Annotated in this window: 20 protein-coding genes; 4 read left to right on the top strand and 16 right to left on the bottom strand. The window is 70.3% G+C overall.

Annotated features, from left to right (window positions below):
- Nucleotides 1–690 precede the first annotated feature (690 nt).
- Together WQ53_RS14855 and WQ53_RS14860 are read right to left on the bottom strand one after the other, a co-directional pair.
- Nucleotides 691–1,560 carry a crotonase/enoyl-CoA hydratase family protein gene (locus WQ53_RS14855; protein WP_052633479.1) on the bottom strand — a complete coding sequence of 290 codons (870 nt, stop codon included), beginning with the start codon at nt 1,558–1,560 and terminating at the stop codon, nt 691–693.
- Nucleotides 1,561–1,842: 282 nt separating this feature from the next.
- Nucleotides 1,843–3,546 (bottom strand): long-chain fatty acid--CoA ligase, encoded by a 1,704-nt coding sequence (locus tag WQ53_RS14860; RefSeq protein ID WP_052633480.1) that lies wholly within the window; start codon nt 3,544–3,546, stop codon nt 1,843–1,845.
- A 103-nt stretch (nt 3,547–3,649) separates the two neighbouring features.
- Between WQ53_RS14860 and WQ53_RS14865 the strand changes: the two genes are divergently transcribed.
- The gene (locus WQ53_RS14865) at nt 3,650–4,102 is read left to right on the top strand and encodes a nuclear transport factor 2 family protein (RefSeq protein ID WP_236685867.1); all 453 of its coding nucleotides are present in this window, start codon (nt 3,650–3,652) and stop codon (nt 4,100–4,102) included.
- 500 nt (nt 4,103–4,602) lie between these two features.
- Here the strand turns inward: WQ53_RS14865 and acnA are convergent, their stop codons facing one another.
- Nucleotides 4,603–7,371 (bottom strand): aconitate hydratase AcnA, encoded by a 2,769-nt coding sequence (gene acnA / locus WQ53_RS14870; protein WP_052633481.1) that lies wholly within the window; start codon nt 7,369–7,371, stop codon nt 4,603–4,605.
- A 226-nt stretch (nt 7,372–7,597) separates the two neighbouring features.
- Here acnA and WQ53_RS14875 point away from each other — a divergent pair, with 226 nt between their 5' ends.
- From WQ53_RS14875 to acnB, 3 genes are read left to right on the top strand one after another with little or no spacing between them, the layout of a single operon-like run.
- On the top strand, nt 7,598–7,846 hold the full coding sequence (locus WQ53_RS14875; RefSeq protein WP_052633482.1) for an AbrB/MazE/SpoVT family DNA-binding domain-containing protein: 249 nt from the start codon (nt 7,598–7,600) through the stop codon (nt 7,844–7,846).
- A 42-nt stretch (nt 7,847–7,888) separates the two neighbouring features.
- A complete protein-coding gene (locus WQ53_RS14880) occupies nt 7,889–8,293 on the top strand; it encodes a type II toxin-antitoxin system VapC family toxin (protein ID WP_052633483.1) in 405 nt (134 codons plus the stop codon).
- A 51-nt stretch (nt 8,294–8,344) separates the two neighbouring features.
- Nucleotides 8,345–10,948 carry a bifunctional aconitate hydratase 2/2-methylisocitrate dehydratase gene (acnB, locus tag WQ53_RS14885; protein ID WP_052633484.1) on the top strand — a complete coding sequence of 868 codons (2,604 nt, stop codon included), beginning with the start codon at nt 8,345–8,347 and terminating at the stop codon, nt 10,946–10,948.
- A gap of 298 nt (nt 10,949–11,246) precedes the next feature.
- Here acnB and WQ53_RS14890 read toward each other — a convergent pair whose 3' ends face one another.
- From WQ53_RS14890 to WQ53_RS14950, 13 genes are all read right to left on the bottom strand, one after another.
- Nucleotides 11,247–14,447: a hypothetical protein gene (locus WQ53_RS14890; RefSeq protein ID WP_052633485.1), complete on the bottom strand. Its 3,201-nt coding sequence runs from the start codon at nt 14,445–14,447 to the stop codon at nt 11,247–11,249.
- A 41-nt stretch (nt 14,448–14,488) separates the two neighbouring features.
- The gene (locus WQ53_RS17220) at nt 14,489–17,158 is read right to left on the bottom strand and encodes an N-acetylmuramidase domain-containing protein (RefSeq protein ID WP_201774015.1); all 2,670 of its coding nucleotides are present in this window, start codon (nt 17,156–17,158) and stop codon (nt 14,489–14,491) included.
- 76 nt (nt 17,159–17,234) lie between these two features.
- Complete coding sequence (locus tag WQ53_RS14900) at nt 17,235–17,837, bottom strand: DUF2939 domain-containing protein (protein WP_082113067.1); 603 nt, start codon at nt 17,835–17,837, stop codon at nt 17,235–17,237.
- Between the two features lie 4 nt (nt 17,838–17,841).
- On the bottom strand, nt 17,842–18,528 hold the full coding sequence (locus WQ53_RS14905; protein WP_052633488.1) for a DUF2461 domain-containing protein: 687 nt from the start codon (nt 18,526–18,528) through the stop codon (nt 17,842–17,844).
- Nucleotides 18,525–19,964: an exodeoxyribonuclease I gene (gene sbcB, locus WQ53_RS14910; RefSeq protein WP_052633489.1), complete on the bottom strand. Its 1,440-nt coding sequence runs from the start codon at nt 19,962–19,964 to the stop codon at nt 18,525–18,527. Before sbcB ends, WQ53_RS14905 begins: the two co-directional genes overlap by 4 nt.
- Nucleotides 19,965–19,975: 11 nt before the next feature.
- Nucleotides 19,976–21,373, bottom strand: coding sequence for an FAD-dependent oxidoreductase (locus WQ53_RS14915; RefSeq protein ID WP_052633490.1), 1,398 nt, complete (start codon nt 21,371–21,373; stop codon nt 19,976–19,978).
- A gap of 46 nt (nt 21,374–21,419) precedes the next feature.
- Nucleotides 21,420–21,749 carry a GIY-YIG nuclease family protein gene (locus tag WQ53_RS14920; RefSeq protein ID WP_052633491.1) on the bottom strand — a complete coding sequence of 110 codons (330 nt, stop codon included), beginning with the start codon at nt 21,747–21,749 and terminating at the stop codon, nt 21,420–21,422.
- Between the two features lie 81 nt (nt 21,750–21,830).
- The gene (gene kynU, locus WQ53_RS14925) at nt 21,831–23,111 is read right to left on the bottom strand and encodes a kynureninase (RefSeq protein ID WP_052633492.1); all 1,281 of its coding nucleotides are present in this window, start codon (nt 23,109–23,111) and stop codon (nt 21,831–21,833) included.
- Nucleotides 23,112–23,157: 46 nt separating this feature from the next.
- The gene (locus tag WQ53_RS14930) at nt 23,158–23,721 is read right to left on the bottom strand and encodes a 3-hydroxyanthranilate 3,4-dioxygenase (protein WP_052633493.1); all 564 of its coding nucleotides are present in this window, start codon (nt 23,719–23,721) and stop codon (nt 23,158–23,160) included.
- A 29-nt stretch (nt 23,722–23,750) separates the two neighbouring features.
- Complete coding sequence (can, locus tag WQ53_RS14935; protein ID WP_052633494.1) at nt 23,751–24,416, bottom strand: carbonate dehydratase; 666 nt, start codon at nt 24,414–24,416, stop codon at nt 23,751–23,753.
- A 55-nt stretch (nt 24,417–24,471) separates the two neighbouring features.
- On the bottom strand, nt 24,472–25,104 hold the full coding sequence (locus WQ53_RS14940; protein WP_052633495.1) for an FMN-binding negative transcriptional regulator: 633 nt from the start codon (nt 25,102–25,104) through the stop codon (nt 24,472–24,474).
- Nucleotides 25,105–25,109: 5 nt separating this feature from the next.
- Nucleotides 25,110–25,421, bottom strand: coding sequence for a hypothetical protein (locus WQ53_RS14945; protein WP_052633496.1), 312 nt, complete (start codon nt 25,419–25,421; stop codon nt 25,110–25,112).
- On the bottom strand, nt 25,418–25,723 hold the full coding sequence (locus WQ53_RS14950; RefSeq protein WP_052633497.1) for a hypothetical protein: 306 nt from the start codon (nt 25,721–25,723) through the stop codon (nt 25,418–25,420). Before WQ53_RS14950 ends, WQ53_RS14945 begins: the two co-directional genes overlap by 4 nt.
- Nucleotides 25,724–25,763: the final 40 nt, after the last annotated feature.

Here is a 25,763-nt window from a genome sequence, read left to right on the forward strand (position 1 = left end):
TCAACTCGGGGCCGTGGCACATCCCTGTGCCACTTGCGCCATACCCCGAGGGGACGGCGTCCTCGGGCGGCTTCCAGATCATGGCTTCCATTGGGTGGCGTAGAAGCACCAGGCCAAGGCCCCATTGCTCCGCGACCGGAGCCTAGCGTGCGGGCGTCGAACAGCGAGGACGCTGGCTGTGCCGACGGCGTCGGGTCGCCGGCTGAACCCGGCTCCTACAACAGCTGCGGCGCCGCCGCTCTCCTGTAGGAGCTGACTTCAGTCGGCGACACGGGCGTCGGAATCATGAAGGCGTCGCCTGTGCCGGCGGCGTCGCGTCGCGGGCAAGCCCGGCTCCTACAAGAGCCGGGATCGCAACGCGCGATGGTCACCTGGCGGTAAACGAAGCCACGACCTGGAAGCGCCCCGAAGACGTGGCAGGCCGGGTGTGTTGCGGCAGCGGCCAGAGATGGCCGCGTCGGCGAGTCGGCACATGGATGTGCCGCCGAGACGACCGCAACACACCCGGCCTGCCGCGGCTCAGCCCGAAGCCAGCCACACCAATTGCTCTTGCCGTTGCCTTTGTTCGACGCGGCGCGGGTCCATCCCCGGATCGTCGCAGTACCCCAGAAAAGCGAAGGCCCGGCATCCTGCCGGGCCCGATCTGCCCCCTGACGCCGGCGGCTCGAACTGGCCGCCTTAGGCGATCGATCAGGCGGCTTCCGAACTGGCCCTGCGGGCCTGGGCGCGCACGATGCGCTCCATCGTCCGCAGCGACTTGTCGCCCAGCGCCAGCGCGGTGTCGACCCAGACCTCGGTGATGCCCATCAACTCGTCGTAGCTGACCGGCTGGCCGATCCGGCGCACGGCGTTCATTGCCAGGTGCGAGTGCGGGGCGCGCTGCTGCTGGCGGATCAGGTCCTGCACCGCCGACTCGCCCTGGCCCTTGGGCACCAGCACGTCGACCACGCCCAGGCGGTACATCTCCTCGCTGCTGTAGACCTCGCCGCTGAGGATCATCTTCTCGGCCTGGCGCGCGGTCACGCGCTTGCACAGGAACGAGTAGGCGCCCATGCCCGGGAACAGGCCGAACAGCACTTCCGGCAGGCCCATGCCGACGCCTTCCTCGGCGACGATGGTGTGGCAGGCCAGGGCCATCTCCAGGCCGCCGCCCAGCGCGTCGCCCTGGATCAGGGCCACGGTGTGCATGTCGCCGCCGAAGCCGGTGTGGACGTGGTGCACGCCCTCGACGCAACGGCGGGCGTAGGCCAGCAGACGCTCGCGGTTGCCCTCGCGGATCAGGCGGCCGAACAGTTCCAGGTCGCCGCCGAGGTTGTAGGCCGAGGCGGCCGAGGCGAGCACGAAGTGGCGAAGGCGTCCCTGCTGGCGCTGCGACTCGCGCAGGGTGATCGAGCTCATGTAGCTCCACATGTCCTCGAGCATCTCGAACCGGCAACACGGGCGCGCGCCCTGGCTGGCGTCGGCGTGCATGTACAGCCAGTGGGCGCTGCCATCCGGCGGGGTCTGCACGCGGATGGTGGGATAGGAATGGGTGCGCTGCAGCTTCTCGATGTTGCTCATGGCGTCTTCTCCGGGGGCGGCTGGCCTGCCGGCATGACCCGGCAGGCGGGGGATGTTGCCGGACCATGCTACACCTGAACGGAGAATTAAAAGCACCTGGCCGGTTGGTCCGGAAATCCGCGTGGCGGATTGTTAAAAGGCGACATGACCGGGCCCGGTCCAGGAGGCCGGGCGGGGGTGATCCCCGGGAAGGGCGGCGGGCGCGGCGTGTCATGCCCCCGTGGGGAGAAGGTGCCGCGGAAAACCACGGCCCCGGCGTGTCCGGGGCAGGGCCTGGCCGCCTCAGTGCGCGGCGTCGCCCGTCGTGGCGGCCGGCTTGGAGTCGCGCAGCTCCTTGCGCAGGATCTTGCCGACGTTGGTCTTCGGCAGCTCGGTGCGGAACTCGATCTGGCGCGGCTGCTTGTAGCCGGTCAGCGCGTCCCGGCAGTAGGCCTTGATCTGCTCGGCGGTCAGCGCCGGGTCCTTCTTCACCACGAACAGCTTGACCGCCTCGCCGGAACGCTCGTCCGGCACGCCGACCGCCGCGACCTCCAGCACCCCGGGCATCGCGGCGACCACGTCCTCGACCTCGTTCGGGTACACGTTGAAGCCCGAGACCAGGATCATGTCCTTCTTGCGGTCGACGATGTAGACGAAGCCCTGCTCGTCGATCCGGGCCATGTCGCCGGTGTGCAGCCAGCCGTCGGCGTCGATCACCTTGGCCGTCTCCTCCGGCTTCTGCCAGTAGCCCTTCATCACCTGCGGGCCCTTCACGCACAGCTCGCCGATCTCGCCGGTCGGCAGCACGTTGCCGTCGTCGTCCTTGACGCACACGTCGGTGGACGGGATCGGCAGGCCGATCGAGCCGTTGAACTCGGCGATGTCCAGCGGGTTGATGCACGCCGCCGGCGAGGTCTCGGTCAGGCCGTAGGCCTCGACCAGGGTAACGCCGGTGACCTGCTTCCAGCGTTCGGCCACCGCGCGCTGCACCGCCATGCCGCCGCCCAGGGTCACCTTCAGCGCGGAGAAGTCGACCTCGCTGAAGCCGGGGGTGTTGAGCAGGCCGTTGAACAGGGTGTTGACGCCGGTGATCGCGGTGAAGCGCGCACCCTTGAGCTCCTTGACGAAGCCGGGCATGTCGCGCGGGTTGGTGATCAGGTGGTTGAGGCCGCCCAGTTCCATGAACACCAGGCCGTTCGCGGTCAGCGCGAAGATGTGGTACAGCGGCAGCGCGGTGATGATCACTTCCTTGCCGCGCTCGAGCTTGTTGGCGCCCAGCCAGGCCGAGGCCTGCTGCATGTTCGCCACCAGGTTGCGGTGGGTGAGCATCGCGCCCTTGGCCACGCCGGTGGTGCCGCCGGTGTATTGCAGGAAGGCGATGTCGCCCGGGTCGATGTCCACCTGCGGCAGCGCGTGGCGCTTGCCGATGTCCAGCGCCTCGCGGAAGCGCACCGCGCCGGGGATGTCGTAGTCCGGCACCATCTTCTTCACGTACTTGAGCACGAAGTTGACGATGGCGCCCTTGGGGAAACCGATCATGTCGCCCAGGCCGGTGGTGATCACCTGCTTGAGCGGGGTGTCGGCCAGCACTTCCTGCACGGTGTGGCCGAAGTTGTCGACCACCACGATCGCGGCGGCGCCGGCGTCCACCAGCTGGTGCTTGAGCTCGCGCGCGGTGTACAGCGGGTTGACGTTGACCACGGTCAGGCCGGCGCGCAGCACGCCGAAGGTGGCGATCGGGTACTGCAGGCAGTTGGGCATCATCAGCGCCACGCGATCGCCCTTCTTCAGGCCCAGCTCGCCGAGCAGGTAGGCGGCGAACTGCGTGCTGAGCGCGTCGACTTCGGCGTAGGTCAGGGTCTTGCCGAAGTTGCGGTAGGCGGGATGGTCGCCGTACTTGGAGACGGAGGCGGCGAACACCGCCGATATGGAGCGGTATTCGTCCGGATCGATGTCGGCGGGCACACCCTGCGGATAGCTTTTCAGCCAAGGACGATCCGGATTCATTGCGCCTCCTCCCGAGGTGGTGTGCTTGCTGGCGATCCCGGCAGTCTCGACATTCCGCTGCCGTGGATGGGAGCATACCGTCCCGGATGGAAAAGGCGAAGCCATGACGTACGGATTCGGCGTTTTCAAGGTGCGATACGTGGCCGGCTGCCTGCTGGCCCTGCTGCTGCTGCTCGGCGGCTGCAGCCGCACGCCGCCGGAGCAGCGGCTGCGCGAGCAGCTGGCGTCCATGCAGGAGGCGCTGGAGCAGCGCCAGGCGTCGGCGTTCATGGACGGGGTCGCGGCCGATTTCGCGGGCGATGGCGGCATGGATCGTGCTGCGTTGCAGCAGATCGTGCGCGCGCAGGTGCTGGCCAATGCGCGGATCGGGCTGACGCTTGGCCCGGCCGAGATCGAGGTCAGGGGCGAGCGGGCGACGGTGCGCTTCAGCGCGGTCGCCACCGGTGGCGGCGGGCGCTTCCTGCCCGACCGCGCGCAGGCCTGGGACGTGACCAGCGGCTGGCGCGACGAGGACGGGCAGTGGCGGCTGTACTACGCGGAGTGGACGCCGTTGTAGGAGCGGGCATGACCGCGACACGACGCCCTCGGCACAGGCGACGCCCCCGTGATTCCGACGCCCGTGTCGCCAGCAAGCTGTGCTCCTACAAGTAGAGTCACCGGTAAACAGTTTCTCTGTGGAAGCATCGGCGCAGTGGTTTTTGTAGGAGCCGGGTTCAGCCGGCGACACGACGCCCTCGGCACAGGCGACGCCCTCCGTGATCCCGACGCCCGTGTCGCCCACTGAAGTGAGCTCCTACAACAGGCCGCCGTGGCGGGTGAGGATGCACCGTTTGCGCGGCACTGCCGCGCGGTGCGCCCGAACGCCCCGCGCTGCGTGGGGCTGGGCTTCCGCCCGATCCGCAGCCTATGCGGCCTTTCTGGCGGCGAGTTGCCGGAGTACGTACTGCAACAGGCCGCCGTGGTGGGTGAGGATGCACCGTTTGCGCGGCACTGCCGCGCGGTGCGCCCGAACGCCCCGCGCGCTGCGCGGGGCGGGGCTTCCGCCCGTTCCGGAGCCTATGCAGCCTTTCTGGCGGCGAGCTGGCGGAGCACGTATTGCAACAGGCCGCCATGGCGGAAGTACTCCACCTCCTTCGGTGTCAGCAACAGTACGTGCGCCTGGAACTCGATCACGCGGCCGTCGGCCTTGCGCGCGGTGACCGTGGCGCTCCTGCTGGCGCCGTCGGCCAGGCCGGCGATGGCGTAGACCTCGGTGCCGTCCAGGCCCAGCGACTGCGCGCTTTCCCCGTCCCTGAACTGCAGCGGCAGCACGCCCATGCCGACCAGGTTGGAACGGTGGATGCGCTCGAAGCTCTCGGCGATCACCGCCTTGACCCCGAGCAGGTTGGTGCCCTTGGCCGCCCAGTCGCGCGAGGAACCGGTGCCGTATTCCTTGCCGGCGATCACCAGCAGCGGGGTGCCGTCGGCCTTGTAGCGCATCGCCGCGTCGTAGATCGACATCTTCTCCGGCCCGCTCCCGTCAGCTGCGGGCACGCCGAAGTACAGAGTGTTGCCGCCTTCCTCGCCGCCGAAGAAAAGGTTCTTGATCCGGATGTTGGCGAAGGTGCCGCGGACCATCACGTCGTCGTTGCCGCGGCGGCTGCCGTAGCTGTTGAAGTCGACCGGCTGCACGCCGCGCGACTGCAGGAAGCGGCCGGCCGGCGAGTCCTTCTTGATGTTGCCGGCCGGGGAGATGTGGTCGGTGGTGATCGAGTCGCCGAACAGGCCCAGCACGCGCGCGCCGTGGATGTCGTCGATGCCGCCCACGGCCATGGTCATGCCCTCGAAGTAGGGCGGGTTCTTGATATAGGTCGAGGCATCGTCCCAGACGTACAGCTCGCCGTCGGGCGAGTCGATCGTGTTCCAGCGGGTGTCGCCCTTGAACACGTCGGCGTAGTTCTGCTTGAACATCTCCGGGCCGATGGTGGCGGCGATGACGTCGCCGATCTCCTTGCTGCTGGGCCAGATGTCGCGCAGGAACACCGGCTGGCCGCCGCGGTCCGTGCCCAGCGGCTCGGTGGTCAGGTCGATGTCGGTGGTGCCGGCCAGCGCATAGGCGACGACCAGGGGAGGGGAAGCGAGGTAGTTCATCTTCACTTCGGGGTGCACGCGGCCCTCGAAGTTGCGGTTGCCCGACAGCACCGAGGTCACCACCAGGTCGCCGGCGGCGATGCCCGCGCTGACCTCGACCGGCAGCGGCCCGGAGTTGCCGATGCAGGTGGTGCAGCCGTAGCCGACGATGTAGAAGCCGACCTTCTCCAGCTCCTTCAGCAGGCCGGCCTTTTCGAGATAGTCGGTGACCACCCGCGAGCCCGGGCCGAGCGAGGTCTTCACCCACGGCTTGCGGTCCAGGCCCCTGGCCGCGGCGTTGCGCGCCAGCAGGCCGGCGCCGACCATCACCGCCGGGTTGGAGGTGTTGGTGCAGGAGGTGATCGCGGCGATCACCACCGCGCCGTCCTTGAGCTTGACCGGCTGGCCGTCGAGCTCGACGTGGGCCACGCCCTTGAGCAGGGCCTCGTTGCCGACCGCGGCCGCGCCGCCCTCGGCGATGAAATCGGCTACCTCCGGAGTGCGCCTGTCGCGGTTGGCGGTGAGCGGGGCGACGTTCTCGCGGTAGTTCTGCTTCATGTCGCCCAGCAGCACGCGGTCCTGCGGGCGCTTGGGGCCGGCCAGCGATGGTTTCACATCACCCATGTCCAGGTGCAGGGTGGCGCTGTACTCGGCCTGCGGGCTACCCGGCTCGTGCCACAGGCCCTGGGCCTTCGCATAGGCCTCGACCAGCGCGATCTGTTCCTCGCTGCGGCCGGACAGGCGCAGGTACGTCAGCGATTCGGCGTCGATCGGGAAGATGCCGCAGGTGGCGCCGTATTCCGGCGCCATGTTGCCGATGGTGGCGCGGTCGGCCAGCGGCAGGTGCTGCAGGCCGTCGCCGTAGAACTCGACGAACTTGCCGACCACCCCGTGCTTGCGCAGCATCTGGGTGACGGTCAGGACCAGGTCGGTGGCGGTGGCGCCCTCGGGCAGGCGGCCGGTCAGCTCGAAGCCGACCACCTGCGGGATCAGCATCGAGGATGGCTGGCCGAGCATCGCCGCCTCGGCCTCGATCCCGCCCACGCCCCAGCCGAGCACGCCGATGCCGTTGATCATGGTGGTGTGCGAGTCGGTGCCGAACACGGTGTCCGGGTAGGCCCAGGCTTCGCCATTCTTCTCTGCGGTCATCACCACCCGGGCCAGGTTCTCCAGGTTCACCTGGTGGACGATGCCGGTATTGGGCGGCACCACCTTGAAGTCGGAGAACGCCTTCTGGCCCCAGCGCAGGAAGGCGTAGCGCTCGCGGTTGCGCTCGAACTCGATGCGGCCGTTGATGTCCAGCGCGTCGGCCGTGCCGAACACGTCCACCTGCACCGAGTGGTCGATCACCAGTTCGGAAGGGATCAACGGGTTGATCTGCTCGGGGCTGCCGCCCAGCCGCACCACCGCGTCGCGCATCGCCGCCAGGTCGACCACGCAGGGCACGCCGGTAAAGTCCTGCAGGACCACGCGCGCGGGCATGAACGCGATCTCGGTGTCCGGCTCGGCCTTCGGGTCCCAGGTCGCCACCGCCTCGATGTGCTCCGGCAGCACCGTGACCCCGTCCTCGTGCCGGAGCAGGTTCTCCAGCAGGATCTTCATCGAGTAGGGGAGGCGGGCCAGGTCGTGGCGCTGGCCCAGCTTGGGCAGGCTGGCGTAGGCGTAGCTCTTGCCGCCGACGTCCAGGCGGCTGCGGGTGGCGAAGGAATCGCGCATGGGCGGGCTCCTGTGGCTTTGACGCCGCCAATCCCGGCGGCGGGAAGGGATCACCGCATTATCCCCGCCATTCAATGACAGGGCCGTCGCCTCGGCAATACGCCCTTCGGGGAGGTCGCCGGGCCGCGCTGCAGCCTGGCCATTGTCGGCCGGAATCGCCATGCCGGTTTGAGTATGCATGGAAAAGTATGTATCATTCCGCCATACCGTCCGCGGAGGAAATCCCATGGAAGCCACCGTTGCCGAGCGCGGGCAGATCACCCTGCCCAAGGCCGTACGCGACGCCCTGGGCCTGACCAAGGGCACCCTGCTCAAGGTCGAGCTGGAGGGCGGGCGCATCATCCTGCGCAAGGATGTCAGCAAGGCGCTGCGCGAAGTGCGCGGCAAGTACAAGCTGGTCGACGGAATGACCCGCACCGACGAGGCCATGCGCGCCATCCGCGGCCGTGCGCCGGGGGATCCACTCGATGTGTGAGTCCGGGCACCGCCGCCTTGCCCGTATCCGGAAGCCCGGGCGATGATCGCCCTGGATTCCTCCGTCCTGATCGACATCCTGATCGGCGACGACGTGTTCGCCGAGGCGTCCGAGGCCTGCGTGGGCGAGGCGCTGGTGCACGACGACGTGGTCGTCTGCGAGGCGGTGGTCGCCGAGGTCCAGGCCATGCTCGATACCTCGGTCAGCCTGATGGACCTGCTGGCGCCACTGGGCATCCGCTACCAGCCGCTCGGCGAGGCCGCGGCGATGCGCGCCGGGCACATGAACAAGCGCTTCCGCACCCGCGGCGGCCGCCGCGAGCGGGTCGTCGCGGATTTCCTGGTCGGCGCCCACGCCATGCTCCAGTGCAACGCGCTGATCACCCGCGATGACGCCTTCTACCGCGACTACTTCAAGGGCCTGAAGCTGATCGTGCCCAAGGCCTGAGTCCACGTTCCGATATCCGCCTTTCCATAAGCACCACCCGGAGAACCCCCCATGCTGGAAGCCTACCGCCACCACGCCGCCGAACGCGCCGCCCTCGGCATCCCGCCGCTGCCGCTGAGCGCGCAGCAGACCGCCGAGGTCATCGAACTGCTGAAGGCTCCCCCGGCCGGCGAGGAACAGTTCCTGGTCGACCTGATCACGAACCGCGTGCCCGCGGGCGTGGACGACGCGGCCAAGGTCAAGGCCTCGTACCTGGCCGCGCTGGCCTTCGGCACCGAGGACAACCCGCTGATCAGCCGCGAGCGCGCCACCGAACTGCTGGGCACCATGCTCGGCGGCTACAACGTGCACCCGCTGATCGAACTGCTGGACGACGCCGTGGTCGGCGCGATCGCCGCCGAGGGCCTGAAGAAGACCCTGCTGGTGTTCGACCAGTTCCACGACGTGGAGGAGAAGGCACGCTCGGGCAATGCGCCCGGCAACGCCAATGCCCAGGCCGTGCTGCGCAGCTGGGCCGAGGCCGAGTGGTTCACCGGCCGTCCGGAAGTGCCGCAGAGCCTGACCATCACCGTGTTCAAGGTGCCCGGCGAGACCAACACCGACGACCTGTCGCCGGCCCCGGACGCCACCACCCGCCCCGACATCCCGCTGCACGCGCTGGCGATGCTGAAGAACAAGCGCGAAGGCGCGCCGTTCGTGCCGGAGGAAGACGGCAAGCGCGGCCCGGTCGCCGAGATCCTGAAGCTCAAGGACAAGGGCCACCTGGTCGCCTACGTCGGCGACGTGGTCGGTACCGGCTCTTCGCGCAAGTCCGCCACCAACTCGGTGCTTTGGTTCACCGGCGAGGACATCCCGTTCATCCCGAACAAGCGCTTCGGCGGCGTCTGCCTGGGCAGCAAGATCGCCCCGATCTTCTACAACACCATGGAAGACGCCGGCGCGCTGCCGATCGAGCTGGACGTGTCGCAGATGGAGCACGGCGACGTGGTCGAGCTGCGTCCGTACGAGGGCAAGGCGCTCAAGAACGGCGAGGTGATCGCACAGTTCCAGGTCAAGTCGGACGTGCTGTTCGACGAAGTGCGCGCCGGCGGCCGCATCCCGCTGATCATCGGCCGCGGCCTGACCGCCAAGGCGCGCGAGTCGCTGGGACTGCCGGCCTCGGACCTGTTCCGCCTGCCGCAGCAGCCGGCCGACAGCGGCAAGGGTTTCTCGCTGGCGCAGAAGATGGTCGGCCGCGCCTGCGGCCTGGCCGAAGGCCAGGGCGTGCGCCCGGGCACCTACTGCGAACCGAAGATGACCTCGGTCGGTTCGCAGGACACCACCGGCCCGATGACCCGCGACGAACTGAAGGACCTGGCCTGCCTGGGCTTCTCGGCCGACCTGGTGATGCAGTCGTTCTGCCACACCGCCGCCTATCCCAAGCCGGTGGACGTGAAGACCCACCACACCCTGCCGGAGTTCATCTCCACCCGCGGCGGCATCTCGCTGCGCCCGGGCGACGGCGTGATCCACAGCTGGCTCAACCGCATGCTGCTGCCCGACACCGTCGGCACCGGCGGCGACTCGCACACCCGCTTCCCGGTGGGCATCTCGTTCCCGGCCGGTTCGGGCCTGGTTGCCTTCGCCGCCGCGACGGGCGTGATGCCGCTGGACATGCCCGAGAGCGTGCTGGTCCGCTTCAAGGGCCAGATGCAGCCCGGCGTGACCCTGCGCGATCTGGTCAACGCGATCCCGCTGTACGCGATCAAGGCGGGCCTGCTGACCGTGGCCAAGCAGGGCAAGAAGAACATCTTCTCCGGCCGCATCCTCGAGATCGAAGGCCTGCCGCAGCTGAAGGTGGAGCAGGCGTTCGAGCTGTCCGACGCCTCGGCCGAGCGTTCGGCCGCCGGCTGCACCGTGCGCCTGGACAAGGAACCGATCATCGAATACCTCACCAGCAACATCACCCTGCTGAAGTGGATGATCGCCGAGGGCTACGCCGATCCGCGCTCGCTGGGCCGCCGGATCAAGAAGATGGAGGAGTGGCTGGCCGACCCGCAGCTGCTCGAGCCCGATGCCGACGCCGAGTACGCGGCGGTGATCGAGATCGACCTGGCCGACGTGCACGAGCCGATCGTGGCCTGCCCGAACGACCCGGACGACGTGAAGACCCTGTCCGACGTGGCCGGCGCCACCATCGACGAGGTGTTCATCGGTTCGTGCATGACCAACATCGGCCACTTCCGCGCCGCGGCCAAGCTGCTGGAAGGCAAGCGCGACATCCCGACCCGCCTGTGGGTCGCGCCGCCGACCAAGATGGACGCCAGCGAGCTGACCAAGGAAGGCCACTACGGCACCTTCGGCACCGCCGGCGCGCGCATGGAGATGCCGGGCTGCTCGCTGTGCATGGGCAACCAGGCCCAGGTGCGCGAGGGCGCCACCGTGTTCTCGACCTCGACCCGCAACTTCCCCAACCGCCTGGGCCGCAACTCCAACGTGTACCTGGGTTCGGCGGAGCTGGCGGCGATCTGCTCGCGCCTGGGCCGGATCCCGAGCAAGGCCGAGTACATGGCCGACATCGGCGTGATCAACGAGAAGGGCGCGGAGATCTACCGCTACATGAACTTCGACCAGATCCAGGAGTACCAGGACGTGGCGAACACCGTCGCGGCCTGATCGGCGCCACGCGGCAACCAGGAAACGCCCGGCACCGCCGGGCGTTTCCGTTTCAGGGGCCGACGCGCTGCTCCTGTAGGAGCCCAGCTTGCTGGCGACCCGGGTGCTACGACCACGAGGGCATCGCCTGTGCCGAAGGGGTATCGCCGGGTGAACCTCGCTCTAACAACAGCCGTGGTGCGATCGCTCCCTGTAGGAGCCGACTTCAGTCGGCGACACGGGCGTCGGGAATACGAGGGAGTCGCCTGCGCCAGGGCGTCGTGTCGCCGGCTGAACCCGGCTCCTACAAACAGCAGCGTCAGAGCCGCAGCACGCCGACCAGGTTCTGCAGCCACTCGCCCAGGTTCGGGGTCAACGTCGCGGCGAGCATCAGCAGCAACAGCAGCAGCTTGGTGCCCAGGATCCGCAGCAGGTCCATCAGCGAGACGTGGTGCGCGTCCTTGGTGAACATCTGCCCTACCAGCGGCGCGCGCTCCAGCGAGATCGACAGCCACGCGCTCGCCACGAAGGCCACGGTCATCAGGCCCAGCGCCACCGCGCTCTGCTCGAACTCCAGGGCGAACGGGAACACCTCCTGCATGGCCAGCAGCACCGCCGGCGCGGCGAATGCCGCCCACAGGCAGCTGCGCACGCAGGTCAGCCCGAACTTCATCTCGGCCACGGTCTGCGCGCGCCAGCACGGCAGGCGGTCGCGTGGGTCTGGCTGGTCGAGGGCGGCCTGCAGTTCGGCCGGGTCCACCGCCGGCCAGCGGTCGTCGCCGCGGTCCAGCGCCAGCCAGTCGTTGTCATGGAAGATCGCCGCCAGCGGCGAGCGTGGCGAGGTGCCGAGCCACTGCGGATTCGGCCAGTCCGCGGGCAGCGCCCCGTCGGGCAGCCGCTCGAGCACGTGGTCGCGCAGGTCGCGGCCCAGGCGGACCAGGCGTCCGTTCTGCAGCAGCGCCTGCGAGAGGAAGAACACGCCCAGGCCGAGCATGGCCAGCGCCAGGGCGCCGGGCATGCGCGCGCCGTCGACCGCGTCCGGCAGCCGGCTGCCCCAGTAGGCCAGCGGCGGGACCGCCGCGGCCGTCGCCAGCAGCAGCGAACTGAGGGTGTAGCGGCGGCCAAGGTAGCGCCCGGCGTCGAACGCGGCGGGTGCCTGCAGCAGATGGAACACGCAGCGCCGGTTCCAGGCCCGCAGGCGCGTCATCACCAGGCAGGCGAACCACAGGTACAGGCCGAACATCGCCCACAGCATGAACCGGTCGCGGCCGTGGATCAGGTCGAGCGCACCGCGCATCGCGCCACGGAACTGCTCGGTCAGGAGCAGGTGTCCCCAGCGCGTGGCGAACAGCAGCAGCGTGGCCAGCGCGAGCAGCCCCAGCAGCGCGCAGGACAGTGCGCCGGTGCTGTGTCGACGGCGGCCGGGTGCCGGCAGCCTCGCCGCCTGTTCTTCGCGCCCTGACCCGCGCCGGCGCAGCATCCGGTCCAGGGCCCAGCCGGTCTCGCGCAGCGCGTAGCGGACCGGCGGCAGGACCGTGCGACCGGGCCGCGAGGACAGCAGCAGCCATCCGCTGGCGGCCAGGGCCAGGCCGCTGGCCGCCACCAGCAGCGGCAGCACCACGTTGAGCGACAGCACCCGGAAGTCGGCCGCGATCAGCGTGCTGCGCGGATGGGAGCGCCGTCGCTCGGTGGAATCCGCCGCGGCAGTGGCCTGTGGCGTTCCGTTCCCGCCGTCGGAGCGGACGTACGAATCGGGATCGATCCACTGGATGCCGGCCAGGGTCACCACGCTCAGCGGCGAGCGGCCGCGGCGTGGTTGCGCCGCCGCGGCGGATGCGTCGGCCTGCGCCGTGGCCGGCGCCGAGAGCAGTTCCTGGCTGGCGCGGAACAGGTTGGCCGCGTAGTCGGTCGGGAAGGCGAAGATCCGGCGGCTGCCGGGCACGACCTCGCGCTCGCCGCCGCCTTGGCGCGGACGACACTCGGTCCGGTACTGGCGGCCGCCTTCGGCCACCTGCACGTAGCAGGCCTGCATCCGGCCGTTGGCGACCATCAGCGTGCCGCGGTTGGCACGCCGGTAGTCGGGGTGGGTGAGCAGGTGGTCGCCCTCCAGCACCACCGGGATGGCGCCGGGCACCGTCCTCCGCACGACGGCGAGCATGAACAGGCGGTCGCGCACGTCGGTCGCCACCACCATCACCGCCCGCGGCCGCACGTAGACGTTCAGCGTGTCCATCAGCTGCTGCAGGCTCAGTTCGTCCGAGCGCGTGCTCAGCTGCGGCTGGTACACCGGCGGCAGGTCCAGGCCGGTGCCGGCATCGCGCATGTCCAGCTCGAGGAAGCGCCGCGGCGTGAGCTGGGGATTCTTCGCCGTCTCGCGGTCCAGGTTCGCATGCTCGGCGCGGATGGCCGAGATGTTCTGCGGGAACTGCAGGTAGGTCGGCTGCGACCGGTCGAGGCAGGCCGGGGCGGGCGCGCCCATGGCCTCGGCCGCCGCGCGCTCGCCGGCGAGCTGCTTCTCGGTCTCCTGGCTGCCCTGGCCGAAGGCCGACTCCTCGCTGAGCACCACCACATCGCCGGGGCAGATGCCATGCACCGTTTCCAGGTAGGCGAACAGGTGCGCCATCTGCTGCACCTGGTCCCACTGGGCGAAGGTGCGGTAGCCGATCGAATGGCGGCCGCCGGGATCGCGCTCGGCGATGTGGCGGTTGCTGGTCACCGTTGCCGACGGGCTCATCAGGTCGAGGTGCAGCCCGGCCTGGCGCGCTACGGATGCGATCGAGGCCAGCGAGCCGGAGAAGGTCGGGCCAAGCACGCTGACCTGCGCCGGCGTGGCGGACGGGTCCGCGCCGGTGCGCGGCGCCATGCATCCGGCTTCGCCGTCGTCCCGGGCCGGGCGTTCGCCGCCGTCGTTGAGCGCGAGGGCCTGGCGCGTGGCACGGCAGAACGCCAGCCGCTGCACGCCGAAGGTGGGCGACTCGCCGACCAGGTAGAGCACGAAGTAGCGCGTGCGCGGGCCGACGTTGCCTTCCTCGCGCCAGGCGTCGTGGCGGAATACCAGCACGCCCGGCGTGCCGCGGTACGGGCGGGACGAAGGCTCGTCGGCTTTCGCGCCGGCCTCCGGCCAGGGCATTGCATGGCCCTGCAGGACGTAGCCGGCGAACTGGAAGCTGCGCACCAGGGTGGCGACCTCGATGTCGAACGAACGCGCCAGCCGCGATTCGACCGGGTCGGGCAGGGTGGCAACCGCCGCGCGCCACTCCGCGCCGCCTTGCGCGCTGACGCCGGGCAGGGGATCGAACACGTCGCGCACCGCGGCCGAATCGACCAGCACGCCTTCGCCGCGGACGGCGGGATCCGGTTCGCTGCGGACCTCTGCGGCGGCGCCATTGTTGTGCAGCAGCGGCACCGCCACGGTCGTCGCGCCGGCAGGGGCGCCTGCGGCCAGCGCCAGGACCAGCAGCAGGCTGCTGCCGGCGATGCGCCGGATCCGTGAGGCCGCCCGGGTGATCCCTCGCTCCATCGCTGCCACCCTCGTCGGGCGGCCCGGGCGGGAACTCCCGCTCAGGCCTTGTGGATCAGGTCGAACACCAGCCGCTGCAGCGCCTTGTCATCGTCGAGGCTGCCGTGGGTGGTGGCCTCGGTCGGCAGGGTGCCGCCGACGTCCAGGGTGGTGGCGCTGGGCAGGCGGACCAGCCCCGAATGCGGGCTGGCCACGGCCATCATCTGCGCGCCCCAGGCCATGGTCGCGCGCGCCGGCACCAGGTCGCGCTCCAGGCCCAGCAGCGGCGTTTCCTTCTTGTCCTCGAACGAGCGCGAGACCAGGTACAGCAGCGAGTGGCCGTAGGGCTTGCAGGTCGGGTCGGCGCGTTCGGCCGCGTCGGTCAGGTGCGCCACCAGCAGCTTGGTGCCGGTCTTCAGCACCGCCTTGCCCAGGGTGCGGTCGAACTCGTCGATGCGCACCGCCGGCGCGATCAGGCTGACCGAGCGCAGGTCGAAGCCGGCGGCGATCGCGGCCGCGCCCAGGTGCGAGTGCAGGATGCCGCCGGCCGAGTGGCCGATCAGGTGCAGGCGCACCTTCGGCAGGCCGTACTCCTTGCCCTTGGCCTTGTACAGGTCGAACAGCTGGCGCACGCCGGAGGCGGGATTGCTGCTGATCCTGGCCGCGTTGTCCTTCATCTCGTTCCACAGCGGGCGGCCGAGCGGACGGGCGATGCCCTCCACGCGCTGGTTCCACCATTCCTTCCAGCGGTCCTTGACCTTCAGCCAGGCGCCGGCCGCGCGCTGGTCGTCGGGCGAGAGGCGGTCCTCGATCATGTTGCCGATGGTCTTGATCGCACCGGTCTCCCACATCAGGAACACCGGGAAGATCTTCTCGTCGTACAGCTTGGGCACCCACAGCCGCGCCGACTCGGCCGCCGCGTCCTCGTCGTTGAGGCCGCCGTGGGCGTAGATGGCGATGTCCACCGCCTGGTTGGCGCGCACTCCCCACTTGCGGCAGGCTTCCTTCAGATGGATGCGCAGCAGCGCGTCCACGTCCGACGGCTGGGTGCGGAACTGGCCGCGCTGGCTCAGGCGGCCGTTGTTTTCCATGTTGACGATGAACGGGCTGAGCTCGTGCGCGGCCAGGATCGGATTGCGGGAGACCACCGCGCGGGTGCCGCCGGTGTCGGTGCGCAGCGAGGTGGCGTCGGCGATCGCCTCGTGCTCGGCGGTGACCACGCCCAGCTGCGCGACCCAGCAGTCCATCGCGTTCTCCAGCCAGTCGCTGTAGCGCAGCACCGCCAGGCCGCCCTTGCCCCAGACCAGGCCCCAGGAGTTGTGGACGATGAAACCGTCGCGGGTGTAGCCGACGATGGCGAAGGCATGGCCGCCGTCGGGGCTGCCGCTGCGGCGCCGGATCACCGGCAGGTCATCGGCGTTCTCCGGGCGCGGCACGGCTTCCTCGCGCAGCAAATCCTCCCAGCCGGCGTGGGTGAACGCGCTGGCGTACAGCGCGCCGACCTGGTCGATGGCCACGTGCATGTCGCGCAGCGAACGCGGGTCGATCCGGTAGTAGGCACCCAGCGGCCGCTTGATCGCATCGGTCCACCAGTCCTCGTTGGCCTTGGCCACCGGGTCGGGCATCTCCATCTTCGGCCACAGCCGCGCGCTGCTGGCGCCGTGGCGCAGCCAGCCCTTCAGCGCGCCGCGCAGCGAGGAGCCGGTGTCGGCTTCTGGGCCGTCGTCGTCGTCGTTCTCGGCCCACTCGTCGTAGCGCCGGGCCATGCTGTAGAGCATGTGCGGTGAAATCGATTCGACGTGGCGGTCGGCGCGCACCAGCAGGTACTCGATCACCACCGCCAGTGAATAGCCGGTACAGGCGCTGGTCAGGCCCTGGTCGAGCATCGGCCGCGCGTCCCGCGGGTAGCACACGTCCTTCGGCGCCGAGGACACCGGCGGCTGGTACTCCCAGTCGCGCAGATCGACACTGTCCGGGCGCACATTGAAGACGCGGGTGGTGCGCTTGCGCGGGGTGCCGGAGGCGGTGAGCTCGAGCATCTCCAGCGGCGCCAGTTCCGGCCGTCCCGGCGCGACCAGTGCGCGCACCGACGGCGGACGTGCCGCGCCGGCGGCGGCGCGCCCACCGCGTGCCGGCGTGGCCGCGGCATGGCGCGCGTAGGCCGCGGCCATCTTCTCGTCGTAGCGGTTCTGCCGGTAGCCGGGCCCGTTGTAGAGGCTGGCGAACTTGGCCCAGTCCTTGCGCCGCAGCGGCTGGATCAGCGGCGAGCCGGGGCGCGAGAGCAGGTTGGCGAAGGCCTCGAGCTGGCCGTCGGCACCGGCGGCCTGGCAGTCGACGAAGCGGCCGACGTTGTCGAAGCCGCACAGTGCGTAGTTGAAGCCCATGATCTGGAACGCACCCCAGCTGGCCGACTGCATCGCCGCGGCCGGGTCCAGCGCGGCGGCCTTGTCCAGCCGCTTCCATTCGCCGGCCAGCGAGCCGGAGTACTGGCGCCGGTCCCACTTCGGGTAGCTGATGTTGGGGTGGCCGGCGCTGTGGCGGCCGGCGGTGAGGCGGTGGAAGATGTGGCCTTCGAACAGGATCTTCGGCCGCCGGTCCGGCGCCGGCAGGAAGCCAGAGCCGCTGGATTCGACCTCGGCGATCGCCTTCAGGGCGGGCAGTTCGACCTGCAGCCGCGCGGCGAGCTGTGCCCACATCGCGTCGCTGACCGTGCGCTTGAGATCCGTGTCCATGCGGTTCCACTCCATGCGGGTGACAACGGGGACAACGCAGGCCGGCCGTGACGCAGGCCACCGCCTGCTGAAGGAGTCAGCGCAGGTAGGTCGACAACTCCTGCGGCAGGCGGATGTCCACCAGCCGCCAGCGCAGCCCCTGGCGCTGCAGCACGAACACGGTGGCGTGGCCGTTTTCATGCTCGACGGTGCCGGTGAAACGCGAGGTCGACTCGTAGCGCAGCCGCGCATGCTGCAGCGGGCGCGCCGGCTCGGTCGCCGCCCAGGTGTCGCCGCCGACGGTGCGGCCGCCGGCGCGCTGCCACAGCACGTGGCCCTGGAGAAGGCCGGCCACGCCCAGCGGCGTGGCCAGAGTGTCCACCGCCATGCCGGTGGCGCCGCCGGCCACCGCCAGCGCGGCGGCCCCGAACAGGTTGGCGGGAACCTCGTCTCCCACCGCGCGCACCAGGCGGTCGTCGAGCTGGGCCTTGAGGTTCACCCGCAGGCGCGGGAAGTCGACATGGCGCTTCAGCGCGGCGGCGTCGCGCTGGACGATCGCGCGCTCGATGCCGCGCACCGCCAACCAGGGGCCGGCCGCCACCCAGGCCAGCAGTGCCAGCATTACCAGCACGGTGGCGAGGGCGATCCAGCGCAGCGGGCGGGTGGGCGGTTTCCCGGTGGGCAGGGCGGGAGGAGCCATGGCGTCAGAACTCCAGGTCCAGGGCGGCGCAGAGGTAGTCCACGAACGGGCCCAGCGCGGCCAGGTCGGTCTCCAGCGTCCTGCGCAGGCGCGGGCCGGTCATGGTCGCATCGTCCAGCGACCGCCAGAATACCCAGTTGCGGTGCTTGAGGTCGCCGACGAACTCGAAGTCGGCGGGGAAGCCGCGCGGCGGCCGCGACAGCACCTCGCTGTCGTCCAGGTCGAAGCGGCGGCGCAGCGCCGGCGCGTGCGCGGCCTTCTTCCAGGCGCCGGGGTTGTCGAGGATGAACTGGCGCACGCGGCGCTGGGTGTCGGGCTCCGGATGCCACAGGCCGGCGCCGACGAAGCTCTCGCCGGGCTGCAGGTGGAGGTAGAACGAGGGCGCCGGCACCTCGCGGCGGCGCTCGTGGAACAGGCGCGCGCCCTGCCACGACTTGTACGGCGACTTGTCGTTCGAGAACCGCGCGTCGCGATGGATGCGGAACAGCGAGCCGCCGACCGTGCGCGGGTCGGCGCGGAAGTGCGGACTGACACTCGCCAGTGCCGGCTGCAGGTCGACCAGCAGGCGCAGGAACGGCTGGCGCACGTTCGCCTCGTAGTCCTGCCGGTGCTGCTCGAACCAGGCCTTGTCGTTGTGCCGGGCCAGGCCGCGCAGGAAGCGGAAGCTGGCGTCGCTGAAATAGCTGCTCATAGCGCGTCCTGCAGTTCGCGGCCCCACTGCTCGAGCCGGTCGAGCAGGGCCCGCTTGCCGCCGTCGCCGGCATGGGCGGTGCGCAGCGTGGCGATCTCGGCGAAATAGGCGCCGAAGCCGTATTCGGACAGGTCGCTGCCGTCGGCCAGGCGTCGCCGGCGGTAGTCGTCCCAGCGCTCGCGCTCGCTCGCCGACAGGGTGCCCGGCCAGTTGCGGGCGCGGTAGCGGAACAGCAGCTCCGGCAGGCGCGCATCCCTGAACTCGAACGCGCGCGCGCCCAGTTCGGCCGGCGCGGTGGCGCGCACCTGCGTGCACAGGCGCCGGTCGCCGTCGCCGGCGAAGCCGGCGTACAGGGCGCCGTCGACGTCGCCGTCGGCGCGCTCGCGGCTGCCGGCGAACACCTGCCGGGCCTTCTCGGCCAGGGCCGGGCCGTGCGCGCGCAGCCGCGCGGCCTTGGCCTGCAGCGCATCCGGGTCCAGGCCCAGGCGCTGGAAGTCGTCGCTGCGCAGGTGCGCCCAGGGCACCAGCATCGGCGAGCGGTTCAGGTGCACTTCCTTGAGCGGGACGCGCGCCACGCCCGGGGGCAGGTCGGCCGCCGGCGTGTACAGGCGGTCGGCGATCCCCGCCGCGTCCTGGTCCAGCAGCGCGTCCGCGTCGCCGTCCAGGTCGAACACGATCACCCGGTTGGAGATGGATGGATGCACCGCCAGCGGCAGCACCACCGCCGCGCACAGGCGGCTGGCCGGGTAGCGCTGGGACACGTGCAGCACCGGCGCCATGGCGAAGGTGTCGAGCAGGGACGCGGCGTGGCGCTTGTCGCGCAGCTTCAGCGCGTAGTCCCACAGCCGTGGCTGCGCCCGGCGCAGCAGCCGGGCCAGGCCGACGGTGGCGTACACGTCCGACAGCGCCTCGTGCGCGTCGCCATCGCGCACGCCGTTGGCCAGGGCCAGGTGCTCGAGCCGGAACGAGGTGGCGCCGTCCTCGCGCTGCGGCCAGGCGATCCCGTCCGGGCGCAGCGCGTGGGCCAGGCGCAGCACGTCGAGCAGGTCCCAGCGCGAGTTGCCGCCGCGCCACTCGCGCTCGTAGGGGTCGAAGAAGTTGCGGAACAGGGTGTGGCGGACGAACTCGTCGTCGAAGCGCAGCGAGTTGTAGCCCAGGGTGCAGGTGCCCGGGCGCGCCATCTCCTCGACGATGCGCGCGGCGGCCTCGGCCTCGGCCAGGCCGTCGCGCAGCGCCTGCTGGGGCGTGATGCCGGTGATCAGCGTGGCCACGGGCGAGGGCAGCAGGTCGTCGGCCGGCCGCACGAACAGGCTGATCGGTTCCTCGACGACGTTCAGTTCCGGATCGGTGCGGACCGCGGCGAACTGGGCGATGCGGCTGCGGCGCGGGTCGGCGCCGAAGGTCTCAAGGTCGTAGAACAGGAAGCTCTCGGCCATGGCCGCGCGCCTCAGCGCGCTTCCTCCAGCACCGGCAGGCGTTCCTCCACCACCCGCGCCAGCGCCGGCCAGTCGATGCCGGCCAGGTCGCGGCGGCCCCGCGTGGCCTCGACCAGGATCTGCCGCTGGATCTCGCTGCGCTCCAGCGCCACCGCGTACGGGATGCGCATGAAGGTGACCATGGTGTAGTGCGGGACGAAGCGCTGCGGGTGGCGCTCCTGCAGCGCCCGTTCCAGTTCCCGCTGCAGCAGGAAGTCCGGATCGTCGACCCGGTCGCGCATCTCGATGTAATTCTCCAGGGCCATGGCCTGGATCGCCGCCGCATTCGGCTTGCGCTCGGCCTCGAACGCGGCGAACGCCTGCTCCAGCACGCCGTGGCGGTCCATCGCCTCGGCCAGCGCCACGCAGTCCTCGAACGCGCAGTTCATGCCCTGGCCGTGGAACGGCACCATCGCGTGCGCCGCGTCGCCCAGCAGCAGCGCCCGGCCGTCCAGGTGCCAGCGGTCCAGGTACAGGGTGCCGAGCAGGCCGGGCGGGTGGTGCTCCCAGTCCTGTTCCAGGTCCGGGATCAGCGGCAGCGCGTCGGGGAAGTCACGGGCGAACAGGGCGCGGACCTCGGCGCCGCTGCGCACGCTGGCGAAGCTGGGGTCGTCGGTGCCGGGCGCTGCGTGGTTGGGCAGGCCATGGTTCGGCAAGAACAGCGTGACGGTGAAGGTGCGCTCGTCGTTGGGCAGCGCGATGCACATGTAGCGCCCGCGCGGCCAGATGTGCAACGCGTGCGGCTCGATCCGGAAGCCGCCGTCGGGCCCGGGCGGGATGGTCAGTTCCTTGTAGGAATGGTCGAGGAACTCGGTGTACTCGTCGAAATCGGCCTTGCGCACCATCTCCGCGCGCAGTGCCGAACCGGCGCCGTCGGCGCCGACCAGGGTGCGGAAACGGATGTCGTGCGGCTGGTCGTCGCGGTCGTCGATCAGGCGCGCGTAGCCGGCGTCGAAGTCGACGGTGTGCAGGCGGCGGTGGAAGTGCACAGTGGCACCGGCGCGCTCGGCGGCCCGCAGCAGGGTGATGTTGAGGTCGGCGCGGTGCACCGACCAGATCACCTCGGAGTCGTCGCGGCCGTAGCGCTGCAGCTGCAGCGAGCCGTCCAGGCCGTGGATCATGCGCCCGCGCATCATCACCGCCTGGGCCATCACCGCGTCCTCGACTCCGGCGGCGCGCAGCGCGTGGCGGCCGCGCTCGGCCAGGGCCAGGTTGATCGAGCGGCCCGATTCGTAGCCCTTGATCCGCGGATCGCCTCGGCGCTCGTAGACGGTGACCTTCCAGCCGCGCTGCGACAGCAGGATCGCGAGCAGGGAACCAGCCAGGCCGGCGCCGATGAGGGTCAGTTCGCGGTACTGCTCGCTGTTCAATCCGGTATTCCCGTCATCTGGGTGGGTTTGCAACGCTCGAAGCCCGTCATTCCCGCGTAGGCGGGAACCCAGTGACTTGGCCTTGTCCGCAGATTGTCGGCCACAGATCGTTCCAGTAGGGGTTCAATTCCTCAATCAACCTAATTTTCCACTCACGGTTCCATTTCTTCAGCCGCTTTTCCCGAAGGATGGCCGATTCCATGGTTTCGTGGATTTCGTACCAGACCAGATGGACCACGTCATGCCGATCGGTGAATCCCGGAACGAAGTGCTCCCGATGTTGCCATATGCGTCCGACGAGATCGCTGGTAACGCCGATGTAGAGGGTGCCATTGCGTTGGTTCGCCAGGATGTACGTGGCAGGCTGCTTGTCCATAAGCAAGACCCGAGAGAGCGAAAGTCACTGGATCCCCGCCTACGCGGGGATGACGGGATATGGGTGGGATGACGATGTTGCTCACACCCCCCGCCAATGCTCCACTTCCTCGACGAAGCGCAGCACGTCGGCGTAGCGGTTGTACAGCGGCGCCGGCGATATCCGGATCACATCCGGCTCGCGCCAGTCGCCGAGGATGCCGGTGTCGCGCAGGTAGTCGAACAGTTCGCGCCCGCGCTCCCTGCCGCCGGCCACGCGCAGCGAGAGCTGGGCGCCGCGGCGCTCCGGTTCGGCGGGTGTGACGATCTCCAGCGCGCCGGCCAGGCGCTGGCGGATCAGCGAGTCGAGGAAACCGGTCAGCTTCTCCGACTTGGCGCGCAGCACCGGCATGCCGCCGGCACGGTCGAACTGCTCCAGCGAGGCGCGCAGCGGCGCCAGCGCCAGCACCGGCGGGTTGGACAGCTGCCAGCCCTCGGCCCCGGCGGCCGGGACGAATTGGGGGGCCATGCGGAAGCGGGTGGCCGGGTCGTGGCCCCACCAGCCGGCCATCCGCGGCAGGCCCGCATGGCCGTGGCGCTCGTGCACGAAGCAGCCGGCGACCGCGCCCGGGCCGGCGTTGACGTACTTGTAGTGGCACCACACCGCGAAGTCGGCGCCGGAATCGTGCAGCTTCAGCGGCAGGTTGCCGACCGCATGGGCCAGGTCGAAGCCGGCGACCGCGCCCTGCGCGTGCGCCAGCCGCGCGACCTCGGCCAGGTCGAAGGCCTGGCCGCTGCGGTACTGCACCCCCGGCCACAGCACCAGCGCCAGGCGCGGGCCGTGGGTGGCGATGGCGCGCTCGATCGCCGCCAGCGAGATCGTGCCGTTCGGTTCGTCCGGTTCCACCTCGACCAGGTCGGTGGCCGGGTCGAAGCCGTGCAGGCGGATCTGGGATTCGACCGCATGCCGGTCGGAAGGGAACGCACCGGCCTCGATCAGGATCGCCGGGCGCTGCGCCGTGGGCCGGTAGAAGCTGGCCAGCATCAGGTGCAGGTTCACGGTGAGCGTGTTCATCGCCACCACTTCCTGCGGCTGCGCGCCGACCAGCCGCGCCAGCGGCTCGCGCACCAGGCCGTGGTAGTTCATCCAGCCGGTGATGCCGCTGAAATGGCCCTCGACCGCTTCGCTGGCCCACTTGTCCAGCACTTCGAGCACGTGCGCGCGCGCGCCGCGTGGCTGCAGGCCCAGCGAGTTGCCGACGAAGTAGGTCTGCTCGCGATCGCCGTGCTTGGGGATCAGGAATTCGTTGCGGAACGGACGCAGCGGATCGGCGGCGTCCAGGGCCAGGGCGTGGGTACGGGCGTTGGTATTGGAGTGACTCATGGAGTCCGGTGGCAAGAGGGAGGGCGCGGCGGAGGGCGTGGCCGCGTCAGGTGATGTCGGCGAGCGAATCGGGTTGCGGGTCGTAACGGGCAGGACGCGGGTTGAGGTGGCCGCAGTGCTTGCAGGTGCGGCGCTCCTCCGACCCGTAGAAGCGGTCGAACACCGGCGGGAAGTCCTGCTCGATGTCTCGCAGGTGGAAGAACTCCTCGTACAGCTTGTGGTTGCAGCGCTCGCAGTACCACAGCAGGCCGTCGTCCTCGTGCGCCTGGCGGCGGCGTTCGACCACCAGGCCGACGCTGCCGGGCAGTCGCTGCGGCGAATGCGGCACCCGCGGCGGCAGCAGGAAGATCTCGCCGGCACGGATCGGGATGTCGCGCACCGCGCCGGGGCCGCCGTGCGGATGCTCCTGCACGCGCAGCACCATCTCGCCCTCGAGCTGGTAGAACCACTCCGGGCCCTCGTCCCAGTGGAAGTCGGTGCGCGCGTTCGGCCCGCCGACCACCATCACGATGAAGTCGCCGTCGTAGATGCACTTGTTGCCGACCGGCGGCTTGAGCAGGTGGCGGTGCTCCTCGATCCAGGCCTGCAGGTTGAGCGGGGCGGGCAGCATGGCGGGTTCCTGCGGCGTGGAATGCGGACTCAGCGGTTCTCGCGGTCCTGGCGGATGCGGGCGAGGGCGGCGTCGTACTTTTCGCCCAGGCAGTCCAGCGAGTCGATGTCCATGCCCAGGTGGTGCACGCGGCCGTCCTTGAGGCTGTAGACCCAGCCGTGCACGGTCAGTTCCTGGCCGCGTGCCCAGGCGTCGCGGACGATGGTGGTCTGGCAGACGTTGACCACCTGCTCGAGTACGTTCAGTTCGCACAGGCGGTCGTGCTGCAGCTCCAGCCCGCCGGCCTGGTGCAGGCACTCGGCATGGCGCTCGGCCACGTCGGTGACGTGGCGGATCCAGTTGTCGACCAGGCCCAGGCGCAGCCGGGTCAGGCCGGCGTAGACGCCGCCGCAGCCGTAGTGGCCGACCACCAGGATGTGCTTGACCTTGAGCACGTCCACCGCGAACTGGACCACCGACAGGCAGTTCAGGTCGGTGTGCACGACCACGTTGGCCACGTTGCGGTGGACGAACACTTCGCCCGGGGCCATGTCGATGATCTGGTTGGCCGGCACCCGCGAGTCGGAGCAGCCGATCCACAGGAACTCCGGCGCCTGCTGTTGCGAAAGGCGGGAGAAGAATTCCGGGTCCTCGGCGCGCACGCGCTCGGACCAGGCATGGTTGCGGCGGATCAGGTCGTTGAGTTCGTCGGCCATGGCGGCATTATCACAGACCCGGCGTCGCGCGTCTGTCGTCCGGCCTGGCCGGCGCTCAGGCCGGCCGGCGGCGGAGCCGGTCCTGCATCAGCGCGGCCACCTCGGCCGCGGCCTCGCCCGGCAGCGCGCGCAGGCCGGCGATGGCGCTCTCGACGTTCGCGGCCGGATGGTTCTGGTTGAGCTTGAACTTCAGCTCGATCCGTTCGGCCGCGAAGCGGAAGCCGACGATGCCGCGCAGCTGCCGCCGTTCGCGCTCGTCGTCGTGGTCGTAGCGCCAGCGGCCGCCGACCGCCGGCTCGAAGCGCTCGCCGAGGCGGGCGACGATGGAGGCCAGGCCGGCCTCGTCGTGCAGCGGCTGCAGCGCGCCGTACAGGTGCGCGGCGGCGTAGTTCCAGGTCGGCACCCGGGCCGCCTCGGCCTTGTCGACGTACCAGTCCGGGGAAACGTAGTGGTGCGGACCGTGCACGATCAGCAGCGCCGGGCCGGCGTGCGTGGCCTGTGGGTTGGGGCGCGCCCAGTGGCCCTCGATGGCCACGCGCCCGCCGTCGCGCGCGTACAGGACCGGCAAGTGGGTGGCCACGGGCAGGCCGTCGCCGCCGCAGGTGACCAGGGTGGCGAACGGATCGCGCGCCAGCAGCCAGTCCAGCCCGGCCAGGTCGTCCTCGGCGAAGGCGCGCGGGGTGTACACCGCGCTCAGGCCTGCCGGCCCAGGCTCACGCTCATCAGTCCGACCAGTTCGGCGTCGCTGCCCGCGCGCGGCGGGGCGACTTCGTCCAGCGAGAAGCCGCGCTCCAGCGCGTCCTCCTCGTCCAGGCCGTCGAACTCGACGTAGCCGGCGTCCAGCAGCATCGAGCGGGCGGTGTCCTCGCTGTCGTAGGCGTGCAGTTTGCCGTCGTGGTCCAGCACCTCGGCGGTGCCGGCCTCGCGTTCGCGCAGCTGCGCCCAGTGCAGGGTGTGGCCGAGGGTGGCGATCCACCAGCTCTGCGTGGTGTAGGGGTCGTTCATGGCAGTGCCTCCGCGGCGAGCCAGAGCAGGCCGGCCAGGACCAGGGCGACGATGACGGTGAGCAGCGCGATCCGCGCCGGGGTGGCCAGGCCGCTCAGGGAGCGGTCGCCGGTGGCGCGGTAGCCGCCGCCCAGCAGCCAGCGCAGCGCGGCCGGGTTGGCGAAGGCGCCGGGGCCGAAGTCGGCGGCGGTACCGGCGTGGCGGTCGCGCACGTGGACCAGGGTCAGCGGCCAGAAGATCACGAACGCGCTGGCCCCGGCGATGGCCACGCCGATGAAGCACAGGGCGAGGAACAGGATCATGTCGATTCCGTATTTGCAAGCCGTCCATACCGTTGTCCCG

It is taken from the genome of Pseudoxanthomonas suwonensis, assembly GCF_000972865.1.
GTDB lineage: Bacteria > Pseudomonadota > Gammaproteobacteria > Xanthomonadales > Xanthomonadaceae > Pseudoxanthomonas > Pseudoxanthomonas suwonensis_B.

What these genes read in the sequence shown, in the direction of transcription:
- acnB (WP_052633484.1), top strand. Translation starts at nt 8,345, where the DNA reads ATGCTGGAAGCCTACCGCCACCACGCCGCCGAACGCGCCGCCCTCGGC.
- WQ53_RS14880 (WP_052633483.1), top strand. Translation starts at nt 7,889, where the DNA reads ATGATCGCCCTGGATTCCTCCGTCCTGATCGACATCCTGATCGGCGAC.
- WQ53_RS14855 (WP_052633479.1), bottom strand. Translation starts at nt 1,560, where the DNA reads ATGAGCAACATCGAGAAGCTGCAGCGCACCCATTCCTATCCCACCATC.
- WQ53_RS14950 (WP_052633497.1), bottom strand. Translation starts at nt 25,723, where the DNA reads ATGATCCTGTTCCTCGCCCTGTGCTTCATCGGCGTGGCCATCGCCGGG.
- can (WP_052633494.1), bottom strand. Translation starts at nt 24,416, where the DNA reads ATGGCCGACGAACTCAACGACCTGATCCGCCGCAACCATGCCTGGTCC.
- WQ53_RS14860 (WP_052633480.1), bottom strand. Translation starts at nt 3,546, where the DNA reads ATGAATCCGGATCGTCCTTGGCTGAAAAGCTATCCGCAGGGTGTGCCC.
- WQ53_RS17220 (WP_201774015.1), bottom strand. Translation starts at nt 17,158, where the DNA reads ATGGACACGGATCTCAAGCGCACGGTCAGCGACGCGATGTGGGCACAG.
- WQ53_RS14920 (WP_052633491.1), bottom strand. Translation starts at nt 21,749, where the DNA reads ATGGACAAGCAGCCTGCCACGTACATCCTGGCGAACCAACGCAATGGC.
- WQ53_RS14900 (WP_082113067.1), bottom strand. Translation starts at nt 17,837, where the DNA reads ATGGCTCCTCCCGCCCTGCCCACCGGGAAACCGCCCACCCGCCCGCTG.
- WQ53_RS14875 (WP_052633482.1), top strand. Translation starts at nt 7,598, where the DNA reads ATGGAAGCCACCGTTGCCGAGCGCGGGCAGATCACCCTGCCCAAGGCC.
- sbcB (WP_052633489.1), bottom strand. Translation starts at nt 19,964, where the DNA reads ATGGCCGAGAGCTTCCTGTTCTACGACCTTGAGACCTTCGGCGCCGAC.
- WQ53_RS14945 (WP_052633496.1), bottom strand. Translation starts at nt 25,421, where the DNA reads ATGAACGACCCCTACACCACGCAGAGCTGGTGGATCGCCACCCTCGGC.
- WQ53_RS14865 (WP_236685867.1), top strand. Translation starts at nt 3,650, where the DNA reads ATGACGTACGGATTCGGCGTTTTCAAGGTGCGATACGTGGCCGGCTGC.
- WQ53_RS14890 (WP_052633485.1), bottom strand. Translation starts at nt 14,447, where the DNA reads ATGGAGCGAGGGATCACCCGGGCGGCCTCACGGATCCGGCGCATCGCC.
- WQ53_RS14930 (WP_052633493.1), bottom strand. Translation starts at nt 23,721, where the DNA reads ATGCTGCCCGCCCCGCTCAACCTGCAGGCCTGGATCGAGGAGCACCGC.
- WQ53_RS14905 (WP_052633488.1), bottom strand. Translation starts at nt 18,528, where the DNA reads ATGAGCAGCTATTTCAGCGACGCCAGCTTCCGCTTCCTGCGCGGCCTG.
- acnA (WP_052633481.1), bottom strand. Translation starts at nt 7,371, where the DNA reads ATGCGCGATTCCTTCGCCACCCGCAGCCGCCTGGACGTCGGCGGCAAG.
- kynU (WP_052633492.1), bottom strand. Translation starts at nt 23,111, where the DNA reads ATGAGTCACTCCAATACCAACGCCCGTACCCACGCCCTGGCCCTGGAC.